The sequence below is a fragment of the Alloactinosynnema sp. L-07 genome, assembly GCF_900070365.1.
Taxonomy (GTDB): Bacteria; Actinomycetota; Actinomycetes; order Mycobacteriales; family Pseudonocardiaceae; genus Actinokineospora.
In genome coordinates this window covers 5,044,557-5,063,470 of the sequence record NZ_LN850107.1, presented here as the reverse complement: position 1 = coordinate 5,063,470, position 18,914 = coordinate 5,044,557, and the positions used below count along the sequence as shown (strand labels likewise).

Sequence of the window (18,914 nt, the reverse complement as noted above, 5' to 3'; positions counted from 1 at the left end):
GCTAGACAGCTGCCCGAGCCCGAGCCGCCCGAGCGGCCTTGGCCCGCTGCCGCCGAATCCACAACCCGAACGACCCCAACACCGCCAACCCCGCCAAGATCACCAACGGCACCCCGAACGTCCCGAACGCCGACCGATGCGTATCCAACGGCGGCCCAGCCGACGCCGCCGATCCAGAGCTGGTCGGTGTCACGCTCACCTTCCCAGCGGCATCCTGCTTCCGCTGAACCTCCGGAGCCTTGTCCACCAACTGCCCCACCGGCTTGGCCGACGACTTCACCAGCGCGAACCCATAATCGAGCAACTTCGCGGCCTGATCGGCCAACGGCGCCGGATTGCGCTCACCACGCAGCAAAACAGCCGAAAGCCTGCGCCCACCCTGCTGCGCGGTCCCCAGATACGTATGCCGGGCATCATCGGTGAACCCGGTCTTCCCACCAAGAAACCCCGGATAAACCCCAAGCAGCCGGTTGTCATTGTTCACTCGGAACCCCGGCTTCGACCCATACCCGGGGAAGTCGATCGACCGAGTCGCGATCGCCTCAGCGAACTCCTTGTGCTTCATGGCCGTCCGAACCAGCAGGCTCAGGTCGTAGGCCGACGTGCTCATCCCAGGCCCGTCAAGCCCGGACGGAGTGGCCGCGCGAGTGTCCAGCGCGCCCAATTCCTTGGCCAGAGCGTTCATCTTCGACAGCGCGTTCGGCACGCCGCCCAGCTGGCGGGCCAGCGCGTGCGCCGCGTCGTTGCCCGAGCGCATCACCAGGCCCTGGAGCAGCTGGCGGACCGTGTACTGGCCGCCGGGGCCCACGCCGACCTTGGTGCCCTCCTGCGTGGCGTCCTCGGCCGTGCCGATGACGACCTCGTCCGGCCGCAGTTCCCGGATCGCGACGATGGCCAGCAGCACCTTGATGAGCGAGGCGGGCCGCTCGCGGGCGTGCGGGTCCTTGGCGGCCACCACGGCGCCGCTGTCGAGGTCGGCGATCACCCAGGAGGCCGCCGCGATGTCCGGCGGGGCGGGTGCGCCGGTGGGCTGGACCAGTCCGCACTCACCCATGTGGGTGCCGCCGACGGGCTCCTCCGGGACCGGCAGGGCGCTGGGGCTCGGCTGGCCCGGCTTGGGCTCCTCCGAGGTGTCGATCGGCGGCGGCGGGCGGTCGTGGTTCTGGCACTGCGCGCTGGTCTGCGCGGACTTCTGGACCTCGGTGGTCGACTGGGCAGTGGCCCCCGGTGCCGACGCGACCATTGCGCACAACGACACCAGGAGAACGGACACGGTCTGTCGGGATGCGAAGCGCACGAGAGCAGATTAAGGCCTGTCACGATCAGGCCACGATGCGCCCTATCACCCACACGTGGCGCGAGGTGTCGGGATGACTACTCACGGCGCCGTCGCCAACCGGGTTACCGGCGGGTAATGTCGCGGTCATGCCTACCGGCCGCACGTACGACGTCGTCCTGTTCGGTGCCACCGGCTTCACCGGGGCCCTGACCGCTGAGTACCTCGCCCGCAACGCGCCCGCGAAGCTGCGCTGGGCGCTGGCCGGTCGCAACAAGGCCAAACTGGAGACCGTCCGCGCAGGCCTGGCCGCGATCGACCCGGTGCTGGCCGAGATGGACCTGCTCGCCGCCGATGTCACCGACCAGGACTCGCTCAAGGCGGTCGCCGAGGCGGCGCGGGTCGTGGTGACCACGGTCGGCCCGTACGTGGCCTATGGCGACGCGCTCGTTGGCGCGTGCGCGGCGGCGGGGACCGACTACGTCGACCTGACCGGCGAGCCCGAGTTCGTCGACCAGACCTACCTGCGCCACCACGCGAAGGCCGTCGAGACCGGCGCGCGGCTCGTGCACGCCTGCGGGTTCGACTCGATCCCGTACGACCTGGGCGTCTACTTCACCGTCCAGCAGCTGCCCGAGGGCACGCCGCTGGTCGTCAACGGCTACGTGCGCGCGTCCGCGGACTTCTCCGGCGGCACGTTCCACTCGGCGATCACCGCGTTCTCCCGGCTCCGCACCAGTGCCCGAATCGCGGGCGAGCGTCGCAAGGCCGAGGGACGGGTGGCCGGGCGCAAGGTGCGCGGGATCTCGGGCAGGCCGCACTTCGAGAAGGACGCCGGGGCGTGGGTGCTGCCCGCGCCGACCATCGACCCGCAGATCGTGTTGCGCAGCGCGCGGGCGCTGGAGCGCTACGGGCCGGACTTCAGCTACGGCCACTACATCGCGGTGAAGAAGCTGCCGGTGGCCGTCGGCCTGGTCGGCGGCGTCGCGGCCATGTTCGCCGCCGCGCAGGTCAAGCCGGTGCGGGAGTGGCTGCTGGGCCGTAAGAAGCCCGGTGACGGCCCGTCGGCGGCCAAGCGGGCCAAGTCCTGGTTCAAGGTCCGCATCGTCGGCACGGGCGGCGGCAAGCGCGTCGTGACCGAGGTGGCGGGCGGCGACCCCGGCTACGACGAGACCGCGAAGATGCTGTCCGAGTCGGCCCTGTGCCTGGCTTTCGACCCGCTGCCCGAGGTGTCCGGCCAGGTCACCACCGCCACCGCCATGGGCGACGAACTGCTGAAGCGACTCGTCGCGGCCGGGATCACGTTCACTGTCGTGGAGGGCTGAAAAGCGTTTGCCTGAGCCGGTGGGCGGGCCAACACTGCTTCGATGACTCCACGCATCCGGACGGCAGGCCCGGCCGACCTCGACCAGATCGCCACCCTGCTGGTCGAGCGTGGTGAACCGGCGGACGCGCTGGACCACCGCCTGGTGGTTGAGCGCGCGGGCTGGGACTGCTGCGCGGTCGCGGTCGACGGCGACCGCGTCGTCTCGACGGCCACGCTGCTCGACGAGACCTTGGTCCTCGGCGGGGTGGAGATCCCGGCCGGGCAGGTCGAGCTGGTGGCCACGGACAAGGACTACGAGGGTCAAGGGCTGGTCCGGGCACTGATGGACTGGGCGCACGCGCGGTCGGCCGCGCGCGGACACCTGGTGAACGTGATGATCGGGATCCCGTACTTCTACCGCCGGTTCGGCTATTCCTATGTCATCCCGATCGAGACTTTCCGCCCGCTGATGAACAAGCCTTCGGCGGTCGAGGACTACACGCTCCGCGCGGCGACCGCGGCCGACATCCCGGCCATGGCGGCGCTGCAGGACGGTGCCCAGGCCGCGGCCGACCTGCGGATGCCGCACTCGCCGGACTGCTGGCACTGGCTGGTCGATCGAGAGGGCAGCACGAGCTGGGTGGTCGAGAAATCCGGAACGGTGGTCGCGACCGGACGCACGACCCCACCCGAGGAAGGCCTGCGCCTGCTGGAGATCGCGGCGGTCGACGACGAGGCCGCGGTGGCCCTGCTGAGCGAGTTCCCGGACGCCACGGTCAGCGCGCGCGGTCTGCCCGCACTGGAGCCGTATCTGGGCCCGGCGACGGATTTGCAGGCTCAGCAGTACTACGTCCGCGTCCCCGACCCGGTGGCGCTGCTGGAACACCTGCGGCCACTGCTGTCCGCCCGCTTGAGCGCCTTCGGCGATGGCGAGGCCCTGGTGTCGTTCTTCCGCTCCCACGTCCGGTTCAGCTACTCGGCGGGCGTCGTCGGCCCGATGCGCACTGGAGGGGTGATGCAGGGGCCGTACGCGCAGGGCGGGGCAGGCGTGGCGCCGGACCTGGTTGGGTCGCTGCTGTTCGGCCCGCTGGGGATCGACGGCCTGCGCAGGATTCACCCGGATGTCTACCCTGGGCCGAACGAGGCGCTGATGGGCGCGCTGTTCCCGCCGATCAGCGCGGACATGCTGACTTACTACGTCCCCTGACGGCCTTGTGACCTGTCACCGATTACTTGGTCGGCATCAGCTCGGCGGCGACGTGCACGGTGCCTTCCATCAGGGCAGCATCGGGTTTGCCTGCCACCACGGCCGCTTCGGCGACCACGAGGACGTCTTTCTCCGGCCGGGAGTGAAACGGCGTGCCGGTGAACCGGATTCCCTGATTCTTCATCGCGGTGAACATCAGCGGTGTGACGCTGCCTGTCCCATCGGTGTCGATCAGGGATTTGAGGTCGCCGACATCGTCTTTGTCTCGCATTCGCACCCATGACACCGACACCACGAAGGTCCCGCCTGCCGGATCGGCGAGCGTGATGAGTGTTCGGTCCAGTGACTTGCATGGATGCCGCACGAAGAAGTCGCGAATCTGACCGTAGGAGTTGATCGCGCAGTCAAGGGCGTCCTTCGTGACGTCCTTGGCTTTCTTCTTCAAGTTAATCTGCCGCCAGGCATCGTCGGCTTTGCCTTTCCGCGCGGATTCCTTCGCCTGCTTAACCTGCGCTGACAGGCCCTTGGGCACACCGACCGACTCGGCTGCGCCACCCGCCGCGGTTCCACCGCTCGCGCCGCTGCTCATGGCGACCACTCCCGCGGCGCCGAGCGCCGCCAGGCCCAATGAGCTTTTCGCGTACTTGCCGCGCTTGTCGCGCGGCTGATCGGGATTCCCCACAGTCGCCCCCCTTTGCCAGTGAGGTCTCGCCACCCGAGGCGGCCGCGTTAGGGGGAGCCTGGCCGTGGTCACTCGATCGAGTGAATATGTAACGGTGGGCGTTGTCGGGGCGACTGAATGTCATCGGTGGTGATCTGGCCGCCCTTGGGGATCCGAGGATTCATGCGCAGGTTTCTTGCCCTCGCCGCAGTGCTTGTCATGACGACATCGGCCGCATGCGCGCAGCTCAGCCGGTCAACCGACTCGGGCAACGCGTCGAGTGAGCCCGCCACCAATGAGCGTGGCAACATCGTCAAACAGGCCGGGGAGCCCGCTGGGATCACCAACAAGCTCAAGGCGGGCAAGGAAGAGCTCACCTTCACGCTCAACTCGCTGTCGATGACGGATGTCTGCGAGAAGAACTACGGATCGTTCACAGACTCCACGAAACCCGAACACGGTCACTTCCTCGTGCTCGACATGTCCGTCACCACTGCGGCCGATCTGGATCCGATGATCGGCGGCCTCGTGCTGAATCCGAACTCGTTCAGCACGATCGGTCCGGACGGTGTCACCGAGACCGATCTGGCGACGATGGGGACGTATTCCTGCTTCTCCGATGAGCGATTCCCCACGGAAGGCTTCAAGTCCAGCCAGAAATACGCGGGCAAGATCGTGCTCGACACCAAGAACAAGTCCGGCGTCCTCATCTACACCCTCGGCGGTTTCGAGGGCGGATGGGAGTGGGCGTACACCGTCTGAGGAAAGGGGCCGTCCCAAGGCGGGACGGGCCCGTTCACGAGATCAACCTCAGCGCCGGAACAGCAGCGCCCGCTTCACTTCCTGGATCGCCTTCGTCACCTGGATACCGCGCGGACAAGCGTCCGTGCAGTTGAATGTCGTGCGGCAGCGCCAAACACCCTCGGCGTCGTTCAGGATGTCCAGACGCTCCTGCGCGCCCTCATCCCGCGAGTCGAAGATGAACCGGTGCGCGTTGACGATCGCCGCTGGCCCAAAATACGAGCCCTCATTCCAGAACACCGGACAAGACGTCGTGCAGCAAGCGCAAAGAATGCACTTCGTCGTGTCGTCGAAACGCTCCCGGTCGGCCGCCGACTGGATGCGCTCACGCGTCGGCTCGTTCCCATAGGTGATCAGGAACGGCTTGACCGCCTTGAACGCCTCCATGAACGGTTCCATGTCCACAAGCAGATCCTTGTGGACCGGCAGGCCCTTGATCGGCGCGATCGTCACCGTCGTGTGCTTGCCCTTGCCCGCCATCAGGTCCTTCACCAGAACCTTGCACGCCAAGCGGTTCACGCCGTTGATCTGCATGGCGTCGGAGCCGCAGATGCCGTGGGCGCACGAGCGGCGGAACGTCAGTGTCCCGTCGAAGTACCACTTGACGTAGTGCAGCAGGTTCAGCACCCGGTCGGTGGGCAGCGCGGGGACGCCGAAGGACTCCCAGCGCGGCTCGGAGTCGGTCTCCGGGTTGAAGCGCAGGATCTTCACCGTGATGGTGATCGCGCCGTCCGGCACCGGCGGCTGGTCGCCCCGGACTCCACTGGAAACAGTTGCGGCAGACATCAGTACTTGCGCTCCATCGGCTTGTACCGGGTGAAGGTGACGGGCTTGTAGTCGATCCGGATGTCGGACTTCAGACCGTCGCCCTGCTTGTAGAACATGCTGTGGCGCATGAAGTTCGTGTCGTCGCGGTTGGGGTAGTCCTCGCGGGCGTGGCCGCCGCGGGACTCCTTGCGCTCCAGGGCGCCCACGACCAGGACCTCGGCCAGTTCCAGCAGGAAGCCCAGTTCGACGGCCTCCAGCAGATCGGTGTTGAACCGCTTGCCCTTGTCCATCACGGTGATGTGCGCGTAGCGGTCCTTGAGGGCCTGCACGTCGTGCAGCGCCTGCTTCAGGGTCTCCTCTGTGCGGTACACCGACGCGTTGGCGTCCATGGTGGCCTGCAGCTCGGTGCGGATGTCGGCCACGCGCTCCTTGCCGTGGTCGCCCAGCACCATTTCGAGCTGCGCCTGGACGGCGGTGGCCGGGTCGGCGGGAAGGTCCACATGGGAGTGGTTCGCCGCGTACTCGGCCGCGGCCAGACCGGCTCGGCGGCCGAAGACGTTGATGTCCAGCAGCGAGTTCGTGCCCAGCCGGTTCGCGCCGTGCACCGAAACACACGCGCACTCGCCCGCGGCGTAGAGGCCGGGCACGACGTTGTCGTTGTCCCGCAGCACTTCGCCGTGGATGTTGGTCGGGATGCCGCCCATCGCGTAGTGCGCGGTCGGGTACACCGGGACCGGCTCGGTCACCGGGTCGACCGCGAGGTAGGTGCGGGCGAACTCGGTGATGTCGGGCAGCTTGGTCTCCAGGACCTCGGCGCCCAGGTGGGTGCAGTCGAGCAGCACGTAGTCCTTGTTCGGGCCGGCGCCGTTGCCGTTGAGGACTTCAAGGGCCATCGACCGGGCGACGATGTCGCGCGGCGCGAGGTCCTTGATGGTCGGGGCGTAGCGCTCCATGAACCGCTCACCCGAGGCGTTGCGCAGGATCGCGCCCTCGCCGCGGGCGCCCTCGGTGAGCAGGATGCCCAGGCCCGCCAGGCCGGTCGGGTGGAACTGGTAGAACTCCATGTCCTCCAGCGGCAGGCCCTTGCGGAACACGATGCCCATGCCGTCACCGGTGAGGGTGTGCGCGTTCGAGGTGGTCTTGAAGACCTTGCCGAAGCCGCCCGTGGCGAACACGACGGCCTTGGCCTGGAAGACGTGGATCTCACCGGTGGCCAGCTCGTAGGCGACCGCGCCGGTGCAGACCGGGCCGTCCTCCGTCTCGGTCAGACAGATGTCGAGGACGTAGAACTCGTTGAAGAACTCGACGCCGTGCTTGACGCAGTTCTGGTACAGCGTCTGCAGGATCATGTGACCGGTGCGGTCCGCGGCGTAGCAGGCGCGGCGCACCGCGGCCTCGCCGTGGTTGCGGGTGTGCCCGCCGAAGCGCCGCTGGTCGATCTTGCCCTCGGGCGTGCGGTTGAACGGCAGGCCCATCTTCTCCAGGTCGAGGACCGCGTCGATGGCCTCCTTCGCCATGATCTCGGCGGCGTCCTGATCTACCAGGTAGTCGCCGCCCTTGATCGTGTCGAAGGTGTGCCACTCCCAGTTGTCCTCCTCGACGTTGGCCAGCGCGGCGCACATGCCGCCCTGGGCAGCGCCCGTGTGGGACCTGGTCGGGTAGAGCTTGGTGAGCACCGCCGTGCGCGGCGACGAGCCTGCCTCGGCCACCGAGGAGATGGCCGCGCGCATACCCGCGCCACCAGCGCCGACGATCACGACGTCGTACTTGTGGAACTGCATGGGAGTTCGCCGTCCTAGTCCGCGCGGATGTTCGGGTCGAAGGTGAAGATCACGTACGAGCCGAGCGCAAGGATCAGCACCATGGACACGTAGAGCATGATCTTCAGCCAGAACCGGGTGGTGTCCTTGCGCGCGTAGTCATTGATGATCGTGCGCAGGCCGTTGCCGCCGTGGATCTCGGCGAGCCACAGCATCGACAGGTCCCAGAACTGCCAGAACGGGCTCGACCAGCGACCCGCGACGAAAGCGAAATTGATTCGGTGCACGCCGTCGTCGAGGATGTTCATGATGAACAGGTGGCCCAGCACCAGCACCACCAGCGCCATGCCCGAGATGCGCATGAACAGCCAGCTGACCATCTCGAAGTTGCTGCGGCGCGCAGCGGGCCTACGCGGCGCGCGGGGCTTGTCCAGAGCGGGAGACACAGTCAGAGTCGGTTTTGACATCTCAGTGGCCCCCGAACATCTCGGTCACGGTGCGCACGAGCATGAAGTAGGTGCCGGGGATCATCACCAGGACCCAGAGGCCGAGGATCGTCCACAGCATCTGCTTCTGGTAGCGCGCGCCTTTCTCCCAGAAGTCGACCAGCATGACCCGGATGCCGTTGAGCGCGTGATAGAGCACGGCGCCGACCAGGCCGACCTCGATGAGGTTCACGATCGGGGTCTTGTAGGTCTCGATGATCTCGTCGTACGCGTTGGGCGAGACCCGCACCAGGGCGGTGTCCAGCACGTGCGCGAAGAGGAAGAAGAAGGTGAGCACGCCGGTGATGCGGTGCGCCACCCAGGACCACATTCCCGGGTCTCCCCGGTAGAGCGTCCCGGTGCGGCGGGATCCACGGGCCACTTGCGTGGCGCTGGCCGTGTCGGACACGGTGGACGGCCTCCGATGTCTTTGGAACGTCCCAGCCGGGGTCTGTCGTGGACGGCGGCCTGGACTTTGGTCTGAGCGGATGCTAGCCCCGCAGCGGGGACCGCACCCAACGCGCGGATCCTCTCTGTGACAGACGAGACACGCCCGCCGCCGCGCACAATGGCCCCGCGACCACGGTGAGGGCGGTCCACTCGCGACGCGCTGCGTGTGACCGCCATTACTCTTGGTGAGTCTTCACAGTTAACGCAAACGATTGGGTCACGGCCCGCGCGCTGAGGGTGCGCGAGCCGTACCGGGGAGTACCTTCCTGCGAATAGCCATCGCGATCCGGTCATCCCGGGCGCGACAATCTCGGAAGGAGAAAGCCTTGCGCCGAATGCGAGGAGTTAGTCTCGCTGCGGGGCTGCTTGCGCTGGGCCTTGGCCTGGCGGGTTGCGGCGGGGACACCGGCACCGGATCCGGAAGCGGTGCCACCACGGGTGCCACCAAGCCGGCATCCAGTGTCAAGGTCGGCCTGGCCTACGACATCGGTGGCCGTGGCGACCAGTCGTTCAACGACTCGGCCGCGCGTGGGCTCGACAAGGCCAAGTCCGAGTTCGGTGTCGAGATCAAGGAACTCGAGGCCGCCGCGGGCGAGACCGACGCGCAGAAGGAAGACCGGCTGCGCCAGCTGGCCGATGGCGGCTTCAACCCGATCATCGCCGTCGGCTTCGCCTACGAGAAGTCGGTCGAGAAGGTCGCGGGCGACTACAAGGACATCAAGTTCGCCATCATCGACAGTGAGGCCCCCAAGGCCGCCAACGTCGGCAACCTGGTGTTCGCCGAGCACGAGGGCTCGTTCCTGGTCGGTGCGGCCGCGGCGCTGAAGAGCACGACCGGCAAGGTCGGCTTCATCGGCGGCGTGAACGTTCCGCTGATCCAGAAGTTCGAGGCGGGCTTCACCGCCGGTGTCAAGGCAGCCAAGCCCGACGCCACGGTGGACGCCAAGTACCTGACCCAGCCGCCGGACTTCACCGGCTTCAACGACCCGGCCAAGGGTGAGACCGCCGCGAACGGCATGTTCGACGCGGGTGTCGACGTCGTCTACGCCGCCGCCGGTGGTTCCGGCAACGGCGCGTTCAAGGCGGCCAAGGCCAAGGGCAAGCTGGGTATCGGTGTCGACTCCGACCAGTACAACCTGCCGTCGCTGGCCGACGTGAAGGACATCATCATCACGTCGATGGTCAAGAACGTCGATGTCGCGGTGTTCGACTTCATCAAGTCGGTCAAGGACAACACCTTCAAGTCGGGGGTGACGATCTACGACCTCAAGCAGGGCGGCGTCTCCTACTCCGTCAGCGGTGGGAAGGTCGACGACATCAAGGCCAAGCTCGACGAGTACAAGGCCAAGATCGTCTCCGGCGAGATCAAGGTTCCGGCCGCCAAGTAAGGACGGAATGGGCTGTGCCACGGGCCTGGGAGACCGCGAGACGCGGGTCCCAGGCCCGTGGCAGCATCCCAGCCGCGTGAGGCACAGCAACCCCAGTCCCTCGATCGAAGGATTCGGCCGTGTCAACGGAGCCACCGCGGGCGGCGGGCAGCGATCCTGCCCCTACCGTCGAGCTGAGCGGGATCACCAAGCGGTTTCCCGGCGTGATCGCCAACTCCGACGTCAACATCGCGGTCCGGGCGGGCACTGTGCACGCCCTGGTCGGCGAGAACGGCGCCGGGAAGTCCACCCTGATGAAGATCCTCTACGGGATGCAGCGTCCCGATGAGGGCACCATCGCGGTCGACGGTCACCCGGTCGTGTTCACCTCGCCCGCCGACGCCATCAGGGCGGGTATCGGCATGGTCCACCAGCACTTCATGCTGGCCGACAACCTGACCGTGCTGGAGAACGTCGTCCTCGGCGGCGAGCCCCGGTCGGGCATCGGTTTGGACTTCGGCGCCGCGCGGAACCGCATCCGCGAGATCTCCGACAACTACGGCCTGAACATCGACCCCGACGACCTCGTCGACGACCTCGGCGTCGGCCAGCGGCAGCGGGTGGAGATCCTCAAGGTTCTCTACCGCGGCGCCCGGACGCTGATCCTGGACGAGCCGACCGCCGTGCTGGTCCCGCAGGAGGTCGATGAGCTGTTCGGCAACCTGCGCGAACTCAAGGCCGAGGGCCTGACCATCCTCTTCATCTCGCACAAGCTGGACGAGGTGCTGTCGGTCGCCGACGAGATCACCGTCATGCGCCGGGGGACCACGGTGGCCAGCGTGCTGCCCAAGGACGTCACCGCGCGCAAGCTGGCCGAGCTGATGGTCGGCAGCGCTCTCCCGGTCCCCGAGCTGCGTGAGTCCACGGTCACCGACCGCCCGGTCCTTGAGGCCCGCGGCCTGACCGTGACCAGCGCCGACGGCCGCCGCGTGCTCGATGACGTGTCGTTCACCATCCACGCCGGCGAGGTCCTGGGCATCGCGGGCGTCGAGGGCAACGGCCAGGCCGAACTGGTCGAGGCGCTGATGGGCATCCGTCCGCTCGCGTCGGGCTCGGTTCACCTGGCGGGCGCCGACATCAGCAAGACCTCGACCAAGGACCGCCGCGAGGCGGGCATGGGCTACATCCCCGAGGACCGGCACCGTCAGGGCGTGCTGCTGGAGGCGACCCTCTGGGAGAACCGCATCCTCGGCCACCAGACCCGCGGCCCCAGCGTCCGCGGTCCGCTGCTCGACCGTGCGGGCGCCCGAGCCGACACGCGCCGCATCGTCGAGGAGTACGACGTGCGCACCCCGAGCATCGAGGTCCACGCCTCGGCCCTGTCGGGTGGCAACCAGCAGAAACTCATCGTCGGCCGCGAGATGAGCGGGTCCCCGGTGGTGCTGATCGCCTCCCACCCGACCCGCGGCGTCGACGTCGGCGCGCAGGCCGCGATCTGGGACCACGTGCGCAACGCCAGGGCCAACCAGCTCGCGGTGCTGCTGATCTCGGCGGACCTGGAGGAGCTGATCGGCATGTCCGACACGGTGACGGTCATTCTGCGCGGCAGGCTCGCGGGCCGGTACGACCCGGCGACGGTCACCCCACAGGAACTCGGCTCGGCGATGACCGGCGCGGGGAGTGAGGACTGATGAACAGGCTGACCCCCCGTGCGATCCTGCTGGGCCTGGCGGCCCCGCTAGGCGCGTTGATCTTCGCGACGGGCCTCTGCGCGGTGATCTTGCTGGTCACCTCGCACTCGCCGGTCGACACGGTCGACGCCATGTCGACCGCCGCCCAGCGCCCCCGGACCCTGGTCAACTCCCTCAACACGGCGACGACGTACTACCTGGCCGCCGTCGCGGTCGCCGTCGGCTTCAAGATGAAGCTGTTCAACATCGGTGTCGACGGCCAGTACCGCCTCGCGGCGATGCTGTCGGCGACGCTGGCGGGCGCGGCGTTCATGGAGGGCATTCCGTCCTTCATTCGCGTCACCATGACGATCGTCGCGGCGATGCTGGTCGGTGCCGCCTGGTCCGGGCTGGCCGCGCTGCTCAAGGTCACGCGCGGGGTCAGCGAGGTCATCTCGACGATCATGCTCAACGCCATCGCCACGTACCTGGTGTCCTACCTGCTCAACCCCGCCCGCCTGGCCGAGAACGTGCCGGGCAGCAACAACATCAGCACCCGCCCGATCGACGCGGGCGGCCAGGTCACCGGCATCACCGTCGAGGGCTCGTCCTCGAAGATCTTCGGCCTGGTGTTCCTGGCGCTGGTGGTCGGATTCCTCTACTGGTTCGTGCTCTCCCGCACCCGGTTCGGCTTCGAGCTGAAGGCGACCGGCCTGTCGGAGTCGGCGGCGGTGGCCAGCGGAGTGAGCGTGAAGAAGATGGTCGTCTACTCGATGCTCATCTCCGGTGCGGTCGCGGGCCTGGTCGGCATGCCGCAGCTGCTCGGCTCGTCGTACTCCTACGCGCTGGACTTCCCGGCGGGCATCGGGTTCACCGGCATCGCCGTGGCCCTGCTCGGCCGGAACCATCCGATCGGCATGGCGGTCGCGGCGCTGCTCTGGGGCTTCCTGGACAACACCGCGAACTCGCTGGACGTCGCGGGCATCCCGCGCGAGATCGTGCTGATCATGCAGGGTGTGATCGTGCTTTCGGTGGTCATCGCCTACGAGCTGGTCCGCCGGTACCGAGTGGCGGCCGAGCAGCGTGAAGTCGGCCGTGCCCTCGGCCGCACCAAGACCCTGGAAGAGGTGTCGGCATGAGCGCCGGGGGTCTCACGGTAGGGATGCAGACGGCGCCCGCCAAGCGCGGACGCAAGTTCTCGCCGATGGTCTACCTGATCGCGGTGGTCGTCGGACTGCTCGTGTTGTCGCTGGTCCGCGTGCTGGCCGGAGCGACCGATCTGACGTCGGCGGGCACGGTCCAGGCCGCGATCACCGCCGCCGTCCCGATCGCGATGGCCGCGCTGGCCGGGCTCTGGTCGGAACGTTCTGGCGTGATCAACATCGGCCTCGAAGGCATGATGGTCCTGGGCACCTTCGGCGCCGGATACGCGGGCTACCAGTGGGGTCCGTGGGCCGGTGTCGCGTTCGGACTCCTGCTCGGCATCTTCGGCGGCCTGCTGCACGCCATCGCGACGGTGACCTTCGGAGTCGACCACATCATCTCCGGTGTCGCGGTCAACCTGTTGGCACCTGCCGCCGCGCTGTTCCTGTCCAAGCTCTACTTCGCCAACGCCCCCGGCGGCGGCCAGAAGCAGTCGCCCCGCGTCGAGGACGCAGCCAAGGTCTCGGTCCCCGGCCTCGCGGATGTACTGGGCGACTTGGAGGCCAAACGCTGGTTCTTCCTGTCCGACCTGGCCGGAATCCTGCGCGGGCTGCTGACCGAGGTGTCGCTGCTGTCCATCTTCGCCGCGCTGCTGATCATCGGCACGGTGTACGTCCTGTGGCGCACCCCGTTCGGCCTGCGCCTGCGGTCCTGCGGCGAAGCCCCGATCGCGGCCGAGTCGCTGGGCGTCAACGTCTACAAATACAAGTACTACGCGGTCGTCGGCTCCGGCGCCTTCGCGGGTCTGGGCGGCGCGTTCCTCGCCATCAGCTCGGGCCAGTTCCGCGACGGACAGACCGGTGGCCGAGGCTTCATCGGCCTCGCCGCGATGATCTTCGGCAACTGGCGGCCCGCGGGCTTGGCCACAGGCGCGGGCCTCTTCGGCTACACCGACGCGTTGGCGTTGCGGGGTTCCACCGCCGTGCACGCGCTCCTGTTGTTGCTGGGCATCGCGCTGATCGTGGTCGCCGTCATCCAGTACCGCAACGGCCACAATGTCTTGTCAGGGGTCGCCGCCGCGATCGGTGTCCTGTTCGGCTGGTGGTACTTCAGCAGCGACGAGGTCCCACCCGAACTGGTCGGCGCCGCGCCATACGTGGTGACACTGCTGGTGCTCGCCTTGGCATCACAGCGATTGCGCATACCGCGAGCGGTCGGCGAGGTCTACCGACGAGGCGAGGGCAAATGATCGACTGGGACGCACTCCGCGAAGCGGCCGTCAAGGCCGCCGCGTCCGCCTACTGCCCCTATTCGGGGCTGTCGGTGGGCGCGGCGGCGGTGGTCGACGACGGTCGGATAATCACTGGTTGCAATGTGGAGAACGCCGCCTATGGCGTCGGCATGTGCGCCGAAGGCACCATGGCCGGGCAGCTGCATATCTCCGGGGGCGGCAGCCTTGTGGCGGTCGCGTGCCGCAGCGGGACGGGGGAGTTGCTGATGCCGTGCGGGTCGTGCCGTCAGATCATCTTCGAACACGGTGGCCTGGAGTGTCTGGTGGACACTCCGTCCGGCCCGAAGCCGATGTCGGAGGTTCTTCCGGACGCGTTCGGCCCGGATCACCTGCCGGGATGACCACCTCGGCCTGACACAGCGTCGCGGCTTGGAAGAGGATGTGGGACAACTCGTCCCACGGGCAGCCGTCCGGCCCCTCGGTGGTCGCGCGGACCACGAGTTCGCTGATCTTGTTGCGCAGCAGCACAAGCATGGTGACGAGATCGTGCTGTTCGAGTGTCAGATGCTCACCCACGCTTGGTCGCCCACGCGTCGGCGAAGCGGCGCAGGAGATCGTCGTCGGACCAGTCGCCGTGGTGGACGGGAATGGCGTCGGCGAGGGGTTGGGGTCCTTCGAGGACTGGGCGCGGGAGTTCGTCTTTGAGGATGAAGTAGCGGCGTTGTTCTACGCAGGTTCCTCGGAAGACGGCGATGTAGCGGTCTCCTTTGGCCCAGCGGAAGGTGTGGCCGTGGGCGTACAGGCGGGAGCAGGCGGTGGTTCCCGTGTACGGGTGGGTCAGACCCTTGATCTGCATGGGGATAACGGTGGCGTCCAGAATGGACTTGCCCAAGGGGGAACATATGATCACATCTCGCGGTGGCCGAATTCCTTGCCTGGCTGGAAACTGTAGCCATGACGACGAACTCGGCCCGCATGCGCGGACTGGCAGCCGAACTCCAAGACCTGCGCAAGGCCGCGGGTCTGACATTGCGGGACGTCAGCGAACGGATCGGTTTCTCCCTGGCGAAGATCAGCCGCCTGGAGAATGGAATCAGGGATGTGAGTGTTGAGGACACCGCAACTTTGCTGGGCGTCTATTCGGTGAAGGGTGCCAAGCGAGAACGATTGCTGGATCTCGCCAGAAATCTCCACCAACCGCACTGGCCTGCCACCGGGCGCGGGAACCTGCACCCCCATCTCGCCACTCTCATCGCCTTCGAGGCTATGGCTCTTCGGATCATCCAAGCCGAGATGCTCCTGGTCCCGGGCCTGCTGCAGACCGTCGACTACATGCGCACCGTCATGATGGTGCATGGCGCTTCCGCCGATCGGATCAAGGTACTGGTCGATGCCCGGCTGCGGCGCCAAGATATCCTGGTTCAGGCGAGGGCCCCGCACTATCTAGCCGTCATCGACGAGGCGGCTATTCGCAGACCGACCGGAAGCGCGGAGTTGATGGTCGCGCAACTGGAACACCTGTGTCGAATGGCGGAGCTGCCGAATATCGACATCCACCTGCTGCCATTCGATCGCGGCCACCATGTCGGCCTCACCGGCGGATTTGGGATCCTGCACTTCGCTAAGACGGCCCCGGTGGTCCACATCGACCACGAGAATTCGGCCATGTTCCTGCACGAGTCGGAAGACGTGAGCCTGTTCCAGGCGTCCATCGCCGGTATGCTGAAGGCAGGACTCACGTCAGCCGAATCGGTGAAGTTCCTGCGGCGGTACCAAGCCCGATATAGCCGGGAGTGAAACAAAAATGCACCTTGATCACGCACGGTGGCGGAAGTCCAGCAGAAGCGGCGGCGCCGAACACTCGTCGTGTGTCGAGGTTGCGTTCGTGCCCGGTCAGGTGGGTGTCCGGGACTCCAAGAATCCTGATGGCGGTCTGCTCGACCTCCCCGAACCGGCCTGGCATCCGTTCCTTCGCCAGGTCGGCCGTGGGCGGGCCTGAGCCCACCCACGGGCCGTCCTGATCAGGCCTTGAACGTGACCGACACCGAGTCACCGACGATGGCGACGGTGCCCTTGGTGCTGTTGCCGTCGAAGTCGACGCTCTTCTCCGTGTCGGCGGTAATCTTGTAGCCAGCCTTCGGCAGGGCCTCGCGGTAGAACCGCAGGATCTTCTCCGCGCCCTCGCCCACGACGACGAATGAGCCTTCGCTGCCCGCCACGGGGTTGATCTTTCCGCCGCTGACGACCGGGAAGCCCTTCGGAGCGCCCTTCGGCAGCGCCGGGAGGACGACCGGCGGCTCCGAGGCCGCGGCGGGCACCGACGACGGGGCCGGGGCGCCGGTGGCGACGGGGCCGTCGGTGGCGGACGGGTCGGTCTTGTCGGTCTTGGCTTCGCCCGCCGCTGTCGTGCCGGCGGCGCTGTCGGCGGTCTTGGCGTCACCGGTGCAAGCGGCGGTGCCGAGGCCCACGCAGATCGCCGCGGCGGCGAGGATCAGGCGTGCGGCCATGGGGGTGTGCTTCATGGTGATGATCTCCATGCAGGGTTGGTGACGGGAACCCCTACCTCCCGACCGCCGGACGGCGGCCAGGCTCCTCGGCCGGTTCCCTCCATCGAGACCCAGGAGGCTGCCGAGGATACGGTTTCCCATTTCACAGTTGTGGAACGTCATCGCGAGCGACCCGGCGCGGCCCAGGGGGTCAATCTCCGCCCCTCGGGTTAACGTTGGCCCACTGTTCGAAGTGTGGGAGGCGTCGGTGGAGCGGTTCAGTGCGGTCGACGTGATCCGGGCGAAGCGGGACGGCGCTCGGCTCACCGATGACCAGATCGACTGGGTGATCGACGCCTACACGCGCGGCGTCGTGGCTGATGAGCAGATGTCCGCGCTGGCCATGGCCGTGTTCCTCAACGGTATGGACACCGACGAGACTGCCCGTTGGACCGCCGCCATGGTCGACTCCGGCGAGACCCTCACCCTCCACAGCGACCGCCCGACCGTCGACAAGCACTCGACCGGCGGGGTCGGCGACAAGATCACCCTCCCGCTCGCCCCGCTGGTGGCGGCCTGCGGCGCCGCCGTCCCGCAGCTCTCCGGTCGGGGCCTCGGACACACCGGCGGCACGCTCGACAAGCTCGAAGCAATCCCCGGCTGGCGGGCCCGCCTCACCACCGAGGAGATCCTGGCCCAACTCGCCGACGTCGGCGCCGTGGTCTGCGCGGCCACCGAGGGCCTGGCCCCGGCCGACCGCAAGCTCTACGCGCTGCGCGACGTCACCGCGACGGTCGAGTCGATCCCGCTCATCGCCAGCTCGATCATGAGCAAGAAGATCGCCGAGGGCGCCGACGCGCTGGTCCTCGACGTCAAGTGCGGCTCCGGTGCGTTCATGAAGACCGCCACCGACGCTCGCGCGTTGGCCGAGGCGCTGGTCGGCATCGGCGTGGCCCGCGGGTTGAGGATCTCGGCGCTGATCACCGACATGTCCGTGCCACTCGGCCGGGCGGTCGGCAACGCGGTCGAGGTCGCCGAGTCGGTCGACGTGCTGCGCGGCGGCGGCCCCGCCGACGTGGTCGAACTGACCGTCGCGCTGGCCAGGGAGATGCTCGACCTCGCCGGACTGTCCGATGTGGACCCGGCGGCCGTATTGGCCTCGGGCGCGGCCTACGACGTCTGGGCCCGCATGATCCGCGCGCAGGGCGGCGACCCGGAAGCCGCGCTGCCCGAACCCAAGCACGTCCACATCGTCGAGGCGCCCGCCGACGGCGTGGTCACCCGGCTGGACGCCTACGCGGTCGGCGTCGCGGCCTGGCGGCTCGGTGCCGGTCGGGCGCGCAAGGAGGACCAGGTCCAGGCCGCGGCGGGCATCCTCTGCCACGCCAAGCCCGGGGAGTCCGTGCGGGCCGGTGATCCGCTGCTGGAACTGCGCACTGACACCCCCGCCGCCGTTCCCAGCGCGCTCGCGGCGCTCACTGGTGCCTACGAGATCGGCGACTCGGCCCCGGCGGCGACTTCGCTCGTGCTGGCGACGGTTCGTGGCTAACGCTGTTTGATCAGTGCGTCGATGCCGTCGAGGATGCGGTCGAGGCCGAAGATGAACTCGTCGTCGATCGGGTCGTCGTGGTCGAAGATGCCGGAGTTCAGGATGCCGGTCAGCTCTGGGTAGGTCTGCGGGTTGATCAGCCGCCGCAGCATCGCCGAATAGATGGGCATGACCTCGGGGTCGTGCTCCGTGCCGATGTCGGCGGCGAGGGTGGCCGTGGTCCGGACGTAGCCGGTGACCAGCAGGATCGCCGACATCTTGTCCGCCGGGCCCAGCGGCGTGTGCGCGAGCGCGCGCAGCCCGCTTTCCAGCCATAGCAGCTGGTTCGGCATCAGCGGCGGCCCGCTGATCGGCACCCGCAGCACCCACGGGTGGGCGCGTACGGCCTCCAGTTCCGCCCACGCCCACTTGGTCAGGCTCTCCCGCCACGCACCCTCGATCGGGTCCGGCGCCGGGTGGTAGGCGGCGTCGATCATGAGGGTGAGCAGCTCGTCCTTGGCCGAGATGTAGCGGTAGAGCGACATCGCGCTCGACCCCAACTCGGCTGCGACCCGGCTCATCGAGAGCGCGTCCAGGCCGTCCCGGTCGGCGACCGCGATCGCGGCGGCGACGATCCCCTCCAAGGTCAGACCACGTTTCGGCCCGCGGTTGGGCCGCTCGCGGAGCCCCCATGCCGCCTCGACGCTCTCGGGCAGTCCAGTGCTGGTCATGGCCTCCGCTTTCGGATCGGGGTTGACCCATCATAGTTCTGCGT

Annotated in this window: 20 protein-coding genes; 11 read left to right on the top strand and 9 right to left on the bottom strand. The window is 67.8% G+C overall.

Annotation, left to right across the window (positions count from 1 at the left end; genetic code table 11):
- Nucleotide 1 precedes the first annotated feature (1 nt).
- Complete coding sequence (locus BN1701_RS22630; protein ID WP_369800590.1) at nucleotides 2–1,297, bottom strand: D-alanyl-D-alanine carboxypeptidase family protein; 1,296 nt, start codon at nucleotides 1,295–1,297, stop codon at nucleotides 2–4.
- A gap of 128 nt (nucleotides 1,298–1,425) precedes the next feature.
- Here BN1701_RS22630 and BN1701_RS22625 point away from each other — a divergent pair, with 128 nt between their 5' ends.
- Nucleotides 1,426–2,601, top strand: coding sequence for a trans-acting enoyl reductase family protein (locus BN1701_RS22625; protein WP_054051983.1), 1,176 nt, complete (start codon nucleotides 1,426–1,428; stop codon nucleotides 2,599–2,601).
- Between the two features lie 42 nt (nucleotides 2,602–2,643).
- Entirely contained in the window at nucleotides 2,644–3,789 is a 1,146-nt protein-coding gene (locus BN1701_RS22620; RefSeq protein ID WP_054051981.1) for a GNAT family N-acetyltransferase, read from the top strand.
- 22 nt (nucleotides 3,790–3,811) lie between these two features.
- Here BN1701_RS22620 and BN1701_RS22615 read toward each other — a convergent pair whose 3' ends face one another.
- The gene (locus BN1701_RS22615) at nucleotides 3,812–4,471 is read right to left on the bottom strand and encodes a hypothetical protein (RefSeq protein ID WP_054051979.1); all 660 of its coding nucleotides are present in this window, start codon (nucleotides 4,469–4,471) and stop codon (nucleotides 3,812–3,814) included.
- Nucleotides 4,472–4,633: 162 nt separating this feature from the next.
- On the opposite strand from BN1701_RS22615, the gene BN1701_RS22610 reads away from it, so the two are divergent.
- Nucleotides 4,634–5,212 (top strand): hypothetical protein, encoded by a 579-nt coding sequence (locus BN1701_RS22610; RefSeq protein ID WP_157368164.1) that lies wholly within the window; start codon nucleotides 4,634–4,636, stop codon nucleotides 5,210–5,212.
- Nucleotides 5,213–5,260: 48 nt separating this feature from the next.
- Here the strand turns inward: BN1701_RS22610 and BN1701_RS22605 are convergent, their stop codons facing one another.
- Genes BN1701_RS22605 through sdhC form a run of 4 tightly spaced genes read right to left on the bottom strand, consistent with a single transcriptional unit; the run spans nucleotide 5,261 to nucleotide 8,673 of the window.
- Nucleotides 5,261–6,037 carry a succinate dehydrogenase iron-sulfur subunit gene (locus BN1701_RS22605; RefSeq protein ID WP_054051975.1) on the bottom strand — a complete coding sequence of 259 codons (777 nt, stop codon included), beginning with the start codon at nucleotides 6,035–6,037 and terminating at the stop codon, nucleotides 5,261–5,263.
- Nucleotides 6,037–7,800 (bottom strand): succinate dehydrogenase flavoprotein subunit, encoded by a 1,764-nt coding sequence (sdhA, locus tag BN1701_RS22600; RefSeq protein ID WP_054051973.1) that lies wholly within the window; start codon nucleotides 7,798–7,800, stop codon nucleotides 6,037–6,039. Before sdhA ends, BN1701_RS22605 begins: the two co-directional genes overlap by 1 nt.
- A gap of 14 nt (nucleotides 7,801–7,814) precedes the next feature.
- Nucleotides 7,815–8,246 carry a succinate dehydrogenase hydrophobic membrane anchor subunit gene (locus BN1701_RS22595; RefSeq protein ID WP_054051970.1) on the bottom strand — a complete coding sequence of 144 codons (432 nt, stop codon included), beginning with the start codon at nucleotides 8,244–8,246 and terminating at the stop codon, nucleotides 7,815–7,817.
- Between the two features lies 1 nt (nucleotide 8,247).
- Complete coding sequence (sdhC, locus tag BN1701_RS22590) at nucleotides 8,248–8,673, bottom strand: succinate dehydrogenase, cytochrome b556 subunit (RefSeq protein WP_054051968.1); 426 nt, start codon at nucleotides 8,671–8,673, stop codon at nucleotides 8,248–8,250.
- Between the two features lie 376 nt (nucleotides 8,674–9,049).
- Here sdhC and BN1701_RS22585 point away from each other — a divergent pair, with 376 nt between their 5' ends.
- The 5 genes from BN1701_RS22585 to BN1701_RS22565 all read left to right on the top strand — a co-directional run bounded on the left by BN1701_RS22585 (nucleotide 9,050) and on the right by BN1701_RS22565 (nucleotide 14,526).
- Nucleotides 9,050–10,102 (top strand): BMP family protein, encoded by a 1,053-nt coding sequence (locus tag BN1701_RS22585; protein ID WP_054051966.1) that lies wholly within the window; start codon nucleotides 9,050–9,052, stop codon nucleotides 10,100–10,102.
- Between the two features lie 119 nt (nucleotides 10,103–10,221).
- Nucleotides 10,222–11,772 (top strand): ABC transporter ATP-binding protein, encoded by a 1,551-nt coding sequence (locus tag BN1701_RS22580; RefSeq protein WP_054051964.1) that lies wholly within the window; start codon nucleotides 10,222–10,224, stop codon nucleotides 11,770–11,772.
- Nucleotides 11,772–12,890 carry an ABC transporter permease gene (locus tag BN1701_RS22575; protein WP_054051963.1) on the top strand — a complete coding sequence of 373 codons (1,119 nt, stop codon included), beginning with the start codon at nucleotides 11,772–11,774 and terminating at the stop codon, nucleotides 12,888–12,890. Before BN1701_RS22580 ends, BN1701_RS22575 begins: the two co-directional genes overlap by 1 nt.
- Nucleotides 12,887–14,143, top strand: coding sequence for an ABC transporter permease (locus BN1701_RS22570; RefSeq protein WP_054051960.1), 1,257 nt, complete (start codon nucleotides 12,887–12,889; stop codon nucleotides 14,141–14,143). The genes BN1701_RS22575 and BN1701_RS22570 overlap by 4 nt, the downstream gene beginning before the upstream one ends.
- On the top strand, nucleotides 14,140–14,526 hold the full coding sequence (locus BN1701_RS22565) for a cytidine deaminase (protein ID WP_054051958.1): 387 nt from the start codon (nucleotides 14,140–14,142) through the stop codon (nucleotides 14,524–14,526). Before BN1701_RS22570 ends, BN1701_RS22565 begins: the two co-directional genes overlap by 4 nt.
- Nucleotides 14,527–14,693: 167 nt before the next feature.
- On the opposite strand, the gene BN1701_RS22560 is transcribed toward BN1701_RS22565, so the two are convergent.
- Complete coding sequence (locus tag BN1701_RS22560; RefSeq protein ID WP_157368163.1) at nucleotides 14,694–14,981, bottom strand: hypothetical protein; 288 nt, start codon at nucleotides 14,979–14,981, stop codon at nucleotides 14,694–14,696.
- 62 nt (nucleotides 14,982–15,043) lie between these two features.
- Here BN1701_RS22560 and BN1701_RS22555 point away from each other — a divergent pair, with 62 nt between their 5' ends.
- Entirely contained in the window at nucleotides 15,044–15,922 is an 879-nt protein-coding gene (locus BN1701_RS22555; RefSeq protein ID WP_157368162.1) for a helix-turn-helix transcriptional regulator, read from the top strand.
- Nucleotides 15,923–15,929: 7 nt separating this feature from the next.
- On the top strand, nucleotides 15,930–16,124 hold the full coding sequence (locus tag BN1701_RS34545) for a DUF397 domain-containing protein (RefSeq protein WP_082859995.1): 195 nt from the start codon (nucleotides 15,930–15,932) through the stop codon (nucleotides 16,122–16,124).
- A gap of 22 nt (nucleotides 16,125–16,146) precedes the next feature.
- Here BN1701_RS34545 and BN1701_RS22550 read toward each other — a convergent pair whose 3' ends face one another.
- Entirely contained in the window at nucleotides 16,147–16,662 is a 516-nt protein-coding gene (locus tag BN1701_RS22550) for a hypothetical protein (RefSeq protein WP_054051952.1), read from the bottom strand.
- A 217-nt stretch (nucleotides 16,663–16,879) separates the two neighbouring features.
- Here BN1701_RS22550 and BN1701_RS22545 point away from each other — a divergent pair, with 217 nt between their 5' ends.
- Nucleotides 16,880–18,160 carry a thymidine phosphorylase gene (locus BN1701_RS22545; protein ID WP_054056048.1) on the top strand — a complete coding sequence of 427 codons (1,281 nt, stop codon included), beginning with the start codon at nucleotides 16,880–16,882 and terminating at the stop codon, nucleotides 18,158–18,160.
- Here BN1701_RS22545 and BN1701_RS22540 read toward each other — a convergent pair.
- On the bottom strand, nucleotides 18,157–18,870 hold the full coding sequence (locus tag BN1701_RS22540) for a TetR/AcrR family transcriptional regulator (RefSeq protein WP_054051951.1): 714 nt from the start codon (nucleotides 18,868–18,870) through the stop codon (nucleotides 18,157–18,159). The genes BN1701_RS22545 and BN1701_RS22540 overlap by 4 nt on opposite strands.
- Between the last annotated feature and the right edge of the window lie 44 nt (nucleotides 18,871–18,914).

Excerpts from the sequence above, each read along its gene's own strand:
- BN1701_RS22625 (WP_054051983.1), top strand. The coding sequence starts at position 1,426 with ATGCCTACCGGCCGCACGTACGACGTCGTCCTGTTCGGTGCCACCGGC.
- BN1701_RS22605 (WP_054051975.1), bottom strand. The coding sequence starts at position 6,037 with ATGTCTGCCGCAACTGTTTCCAGTGGAGTCCGGGGCGACCAGCCGCCG.
- BN1701_RS22620 (WP_054051981.1), top strand. The coding sequence starts at position 2,644 with ATGACTCCACGCATCCGGACGGCAGGCCCGGCCGACCTCGACCAGATC.
- BN1701_RS22575 (WP_054051963.1), top strand. The coding sequence starts at position 11,772 with ATGAACAGGCTGACCCCCCGTGCGATCCTGCTGGGCCTGGCGGCCCCG.
- BN1701_RS22595 (WP_054051970.1), bottom strand. The coding sequence starts at position 8,246 with ATGTCAAAACCGACTCTGACTGTGTCTCCCGCTCTGGACAAGCCCCGC.
- BN1701_RS22570 (WP_054051960.1), top strand. The coding sequence starts at position 12,887 with ATGAGCGCCGGGGGTCTCACGGTAGGGATGCAGACGGCGCCCGCCAAG.
- BN1701_RS22560 (WP_157368163.1), bottom strand. The coding sequence starts at position 14,981 with ATGCAGATCAAGGGTCTGACCCACCCGTACACGGGAACCACCGCCTGC.
- BN1701_RS22585 (WP_054051966.1), top strand. The coding sequence starts at position 9,050 with ATGCGAGGAGTTAGTCTCGCTGCGGGGCTGCTTGCGCTGGGCCTTGGC.
- sdhA (WP_054051973.1), bottom strand. The coding sequence starts at position 7,800 with ATGCAGTTCCACAAGTACGACGTCGTGATCGTCGGCGCTGGTGGCGCG.
- BN1701_RS22540 (WP_054051951.1), bottom strand. The coding sequence starts at position 18,870 with ATGACCAGCACTGGACTGCCCGAGAGCGTCGAGGCGGCATGGGGGCTC.
- BN1701_RS34545 (WP_082859995.1), top strand. The coding sequence starts at position 15,930 with ATGCACCTTGATCACGCACGGTGGCGGAAGTCCAGCAGAAGCGGCGGC.
- BN1701_RS22550 (WP_054051952.1), bottom strand. The coding sequence starts at position 16,662 with ATGGAGATCATCACCATGAAGCACACCCCCATGGCCGCACGCCTGATC.
- BN1701_RS22610 (WP_157368164.1), top strand. The coding sequence starts at position 4,634 with ATGCGCAGGTTTCTTGCCCTCGCCGCAGTGCTTGTCATGACGACATCG.
- BN1701_RS22565 (WP_054051958.1), top strand. The coding sequence starts at position 14,140 with ATGATCGACTGGGACGCACTCCGCGAAGCGGCCGTCAAGGCCGCCGCG.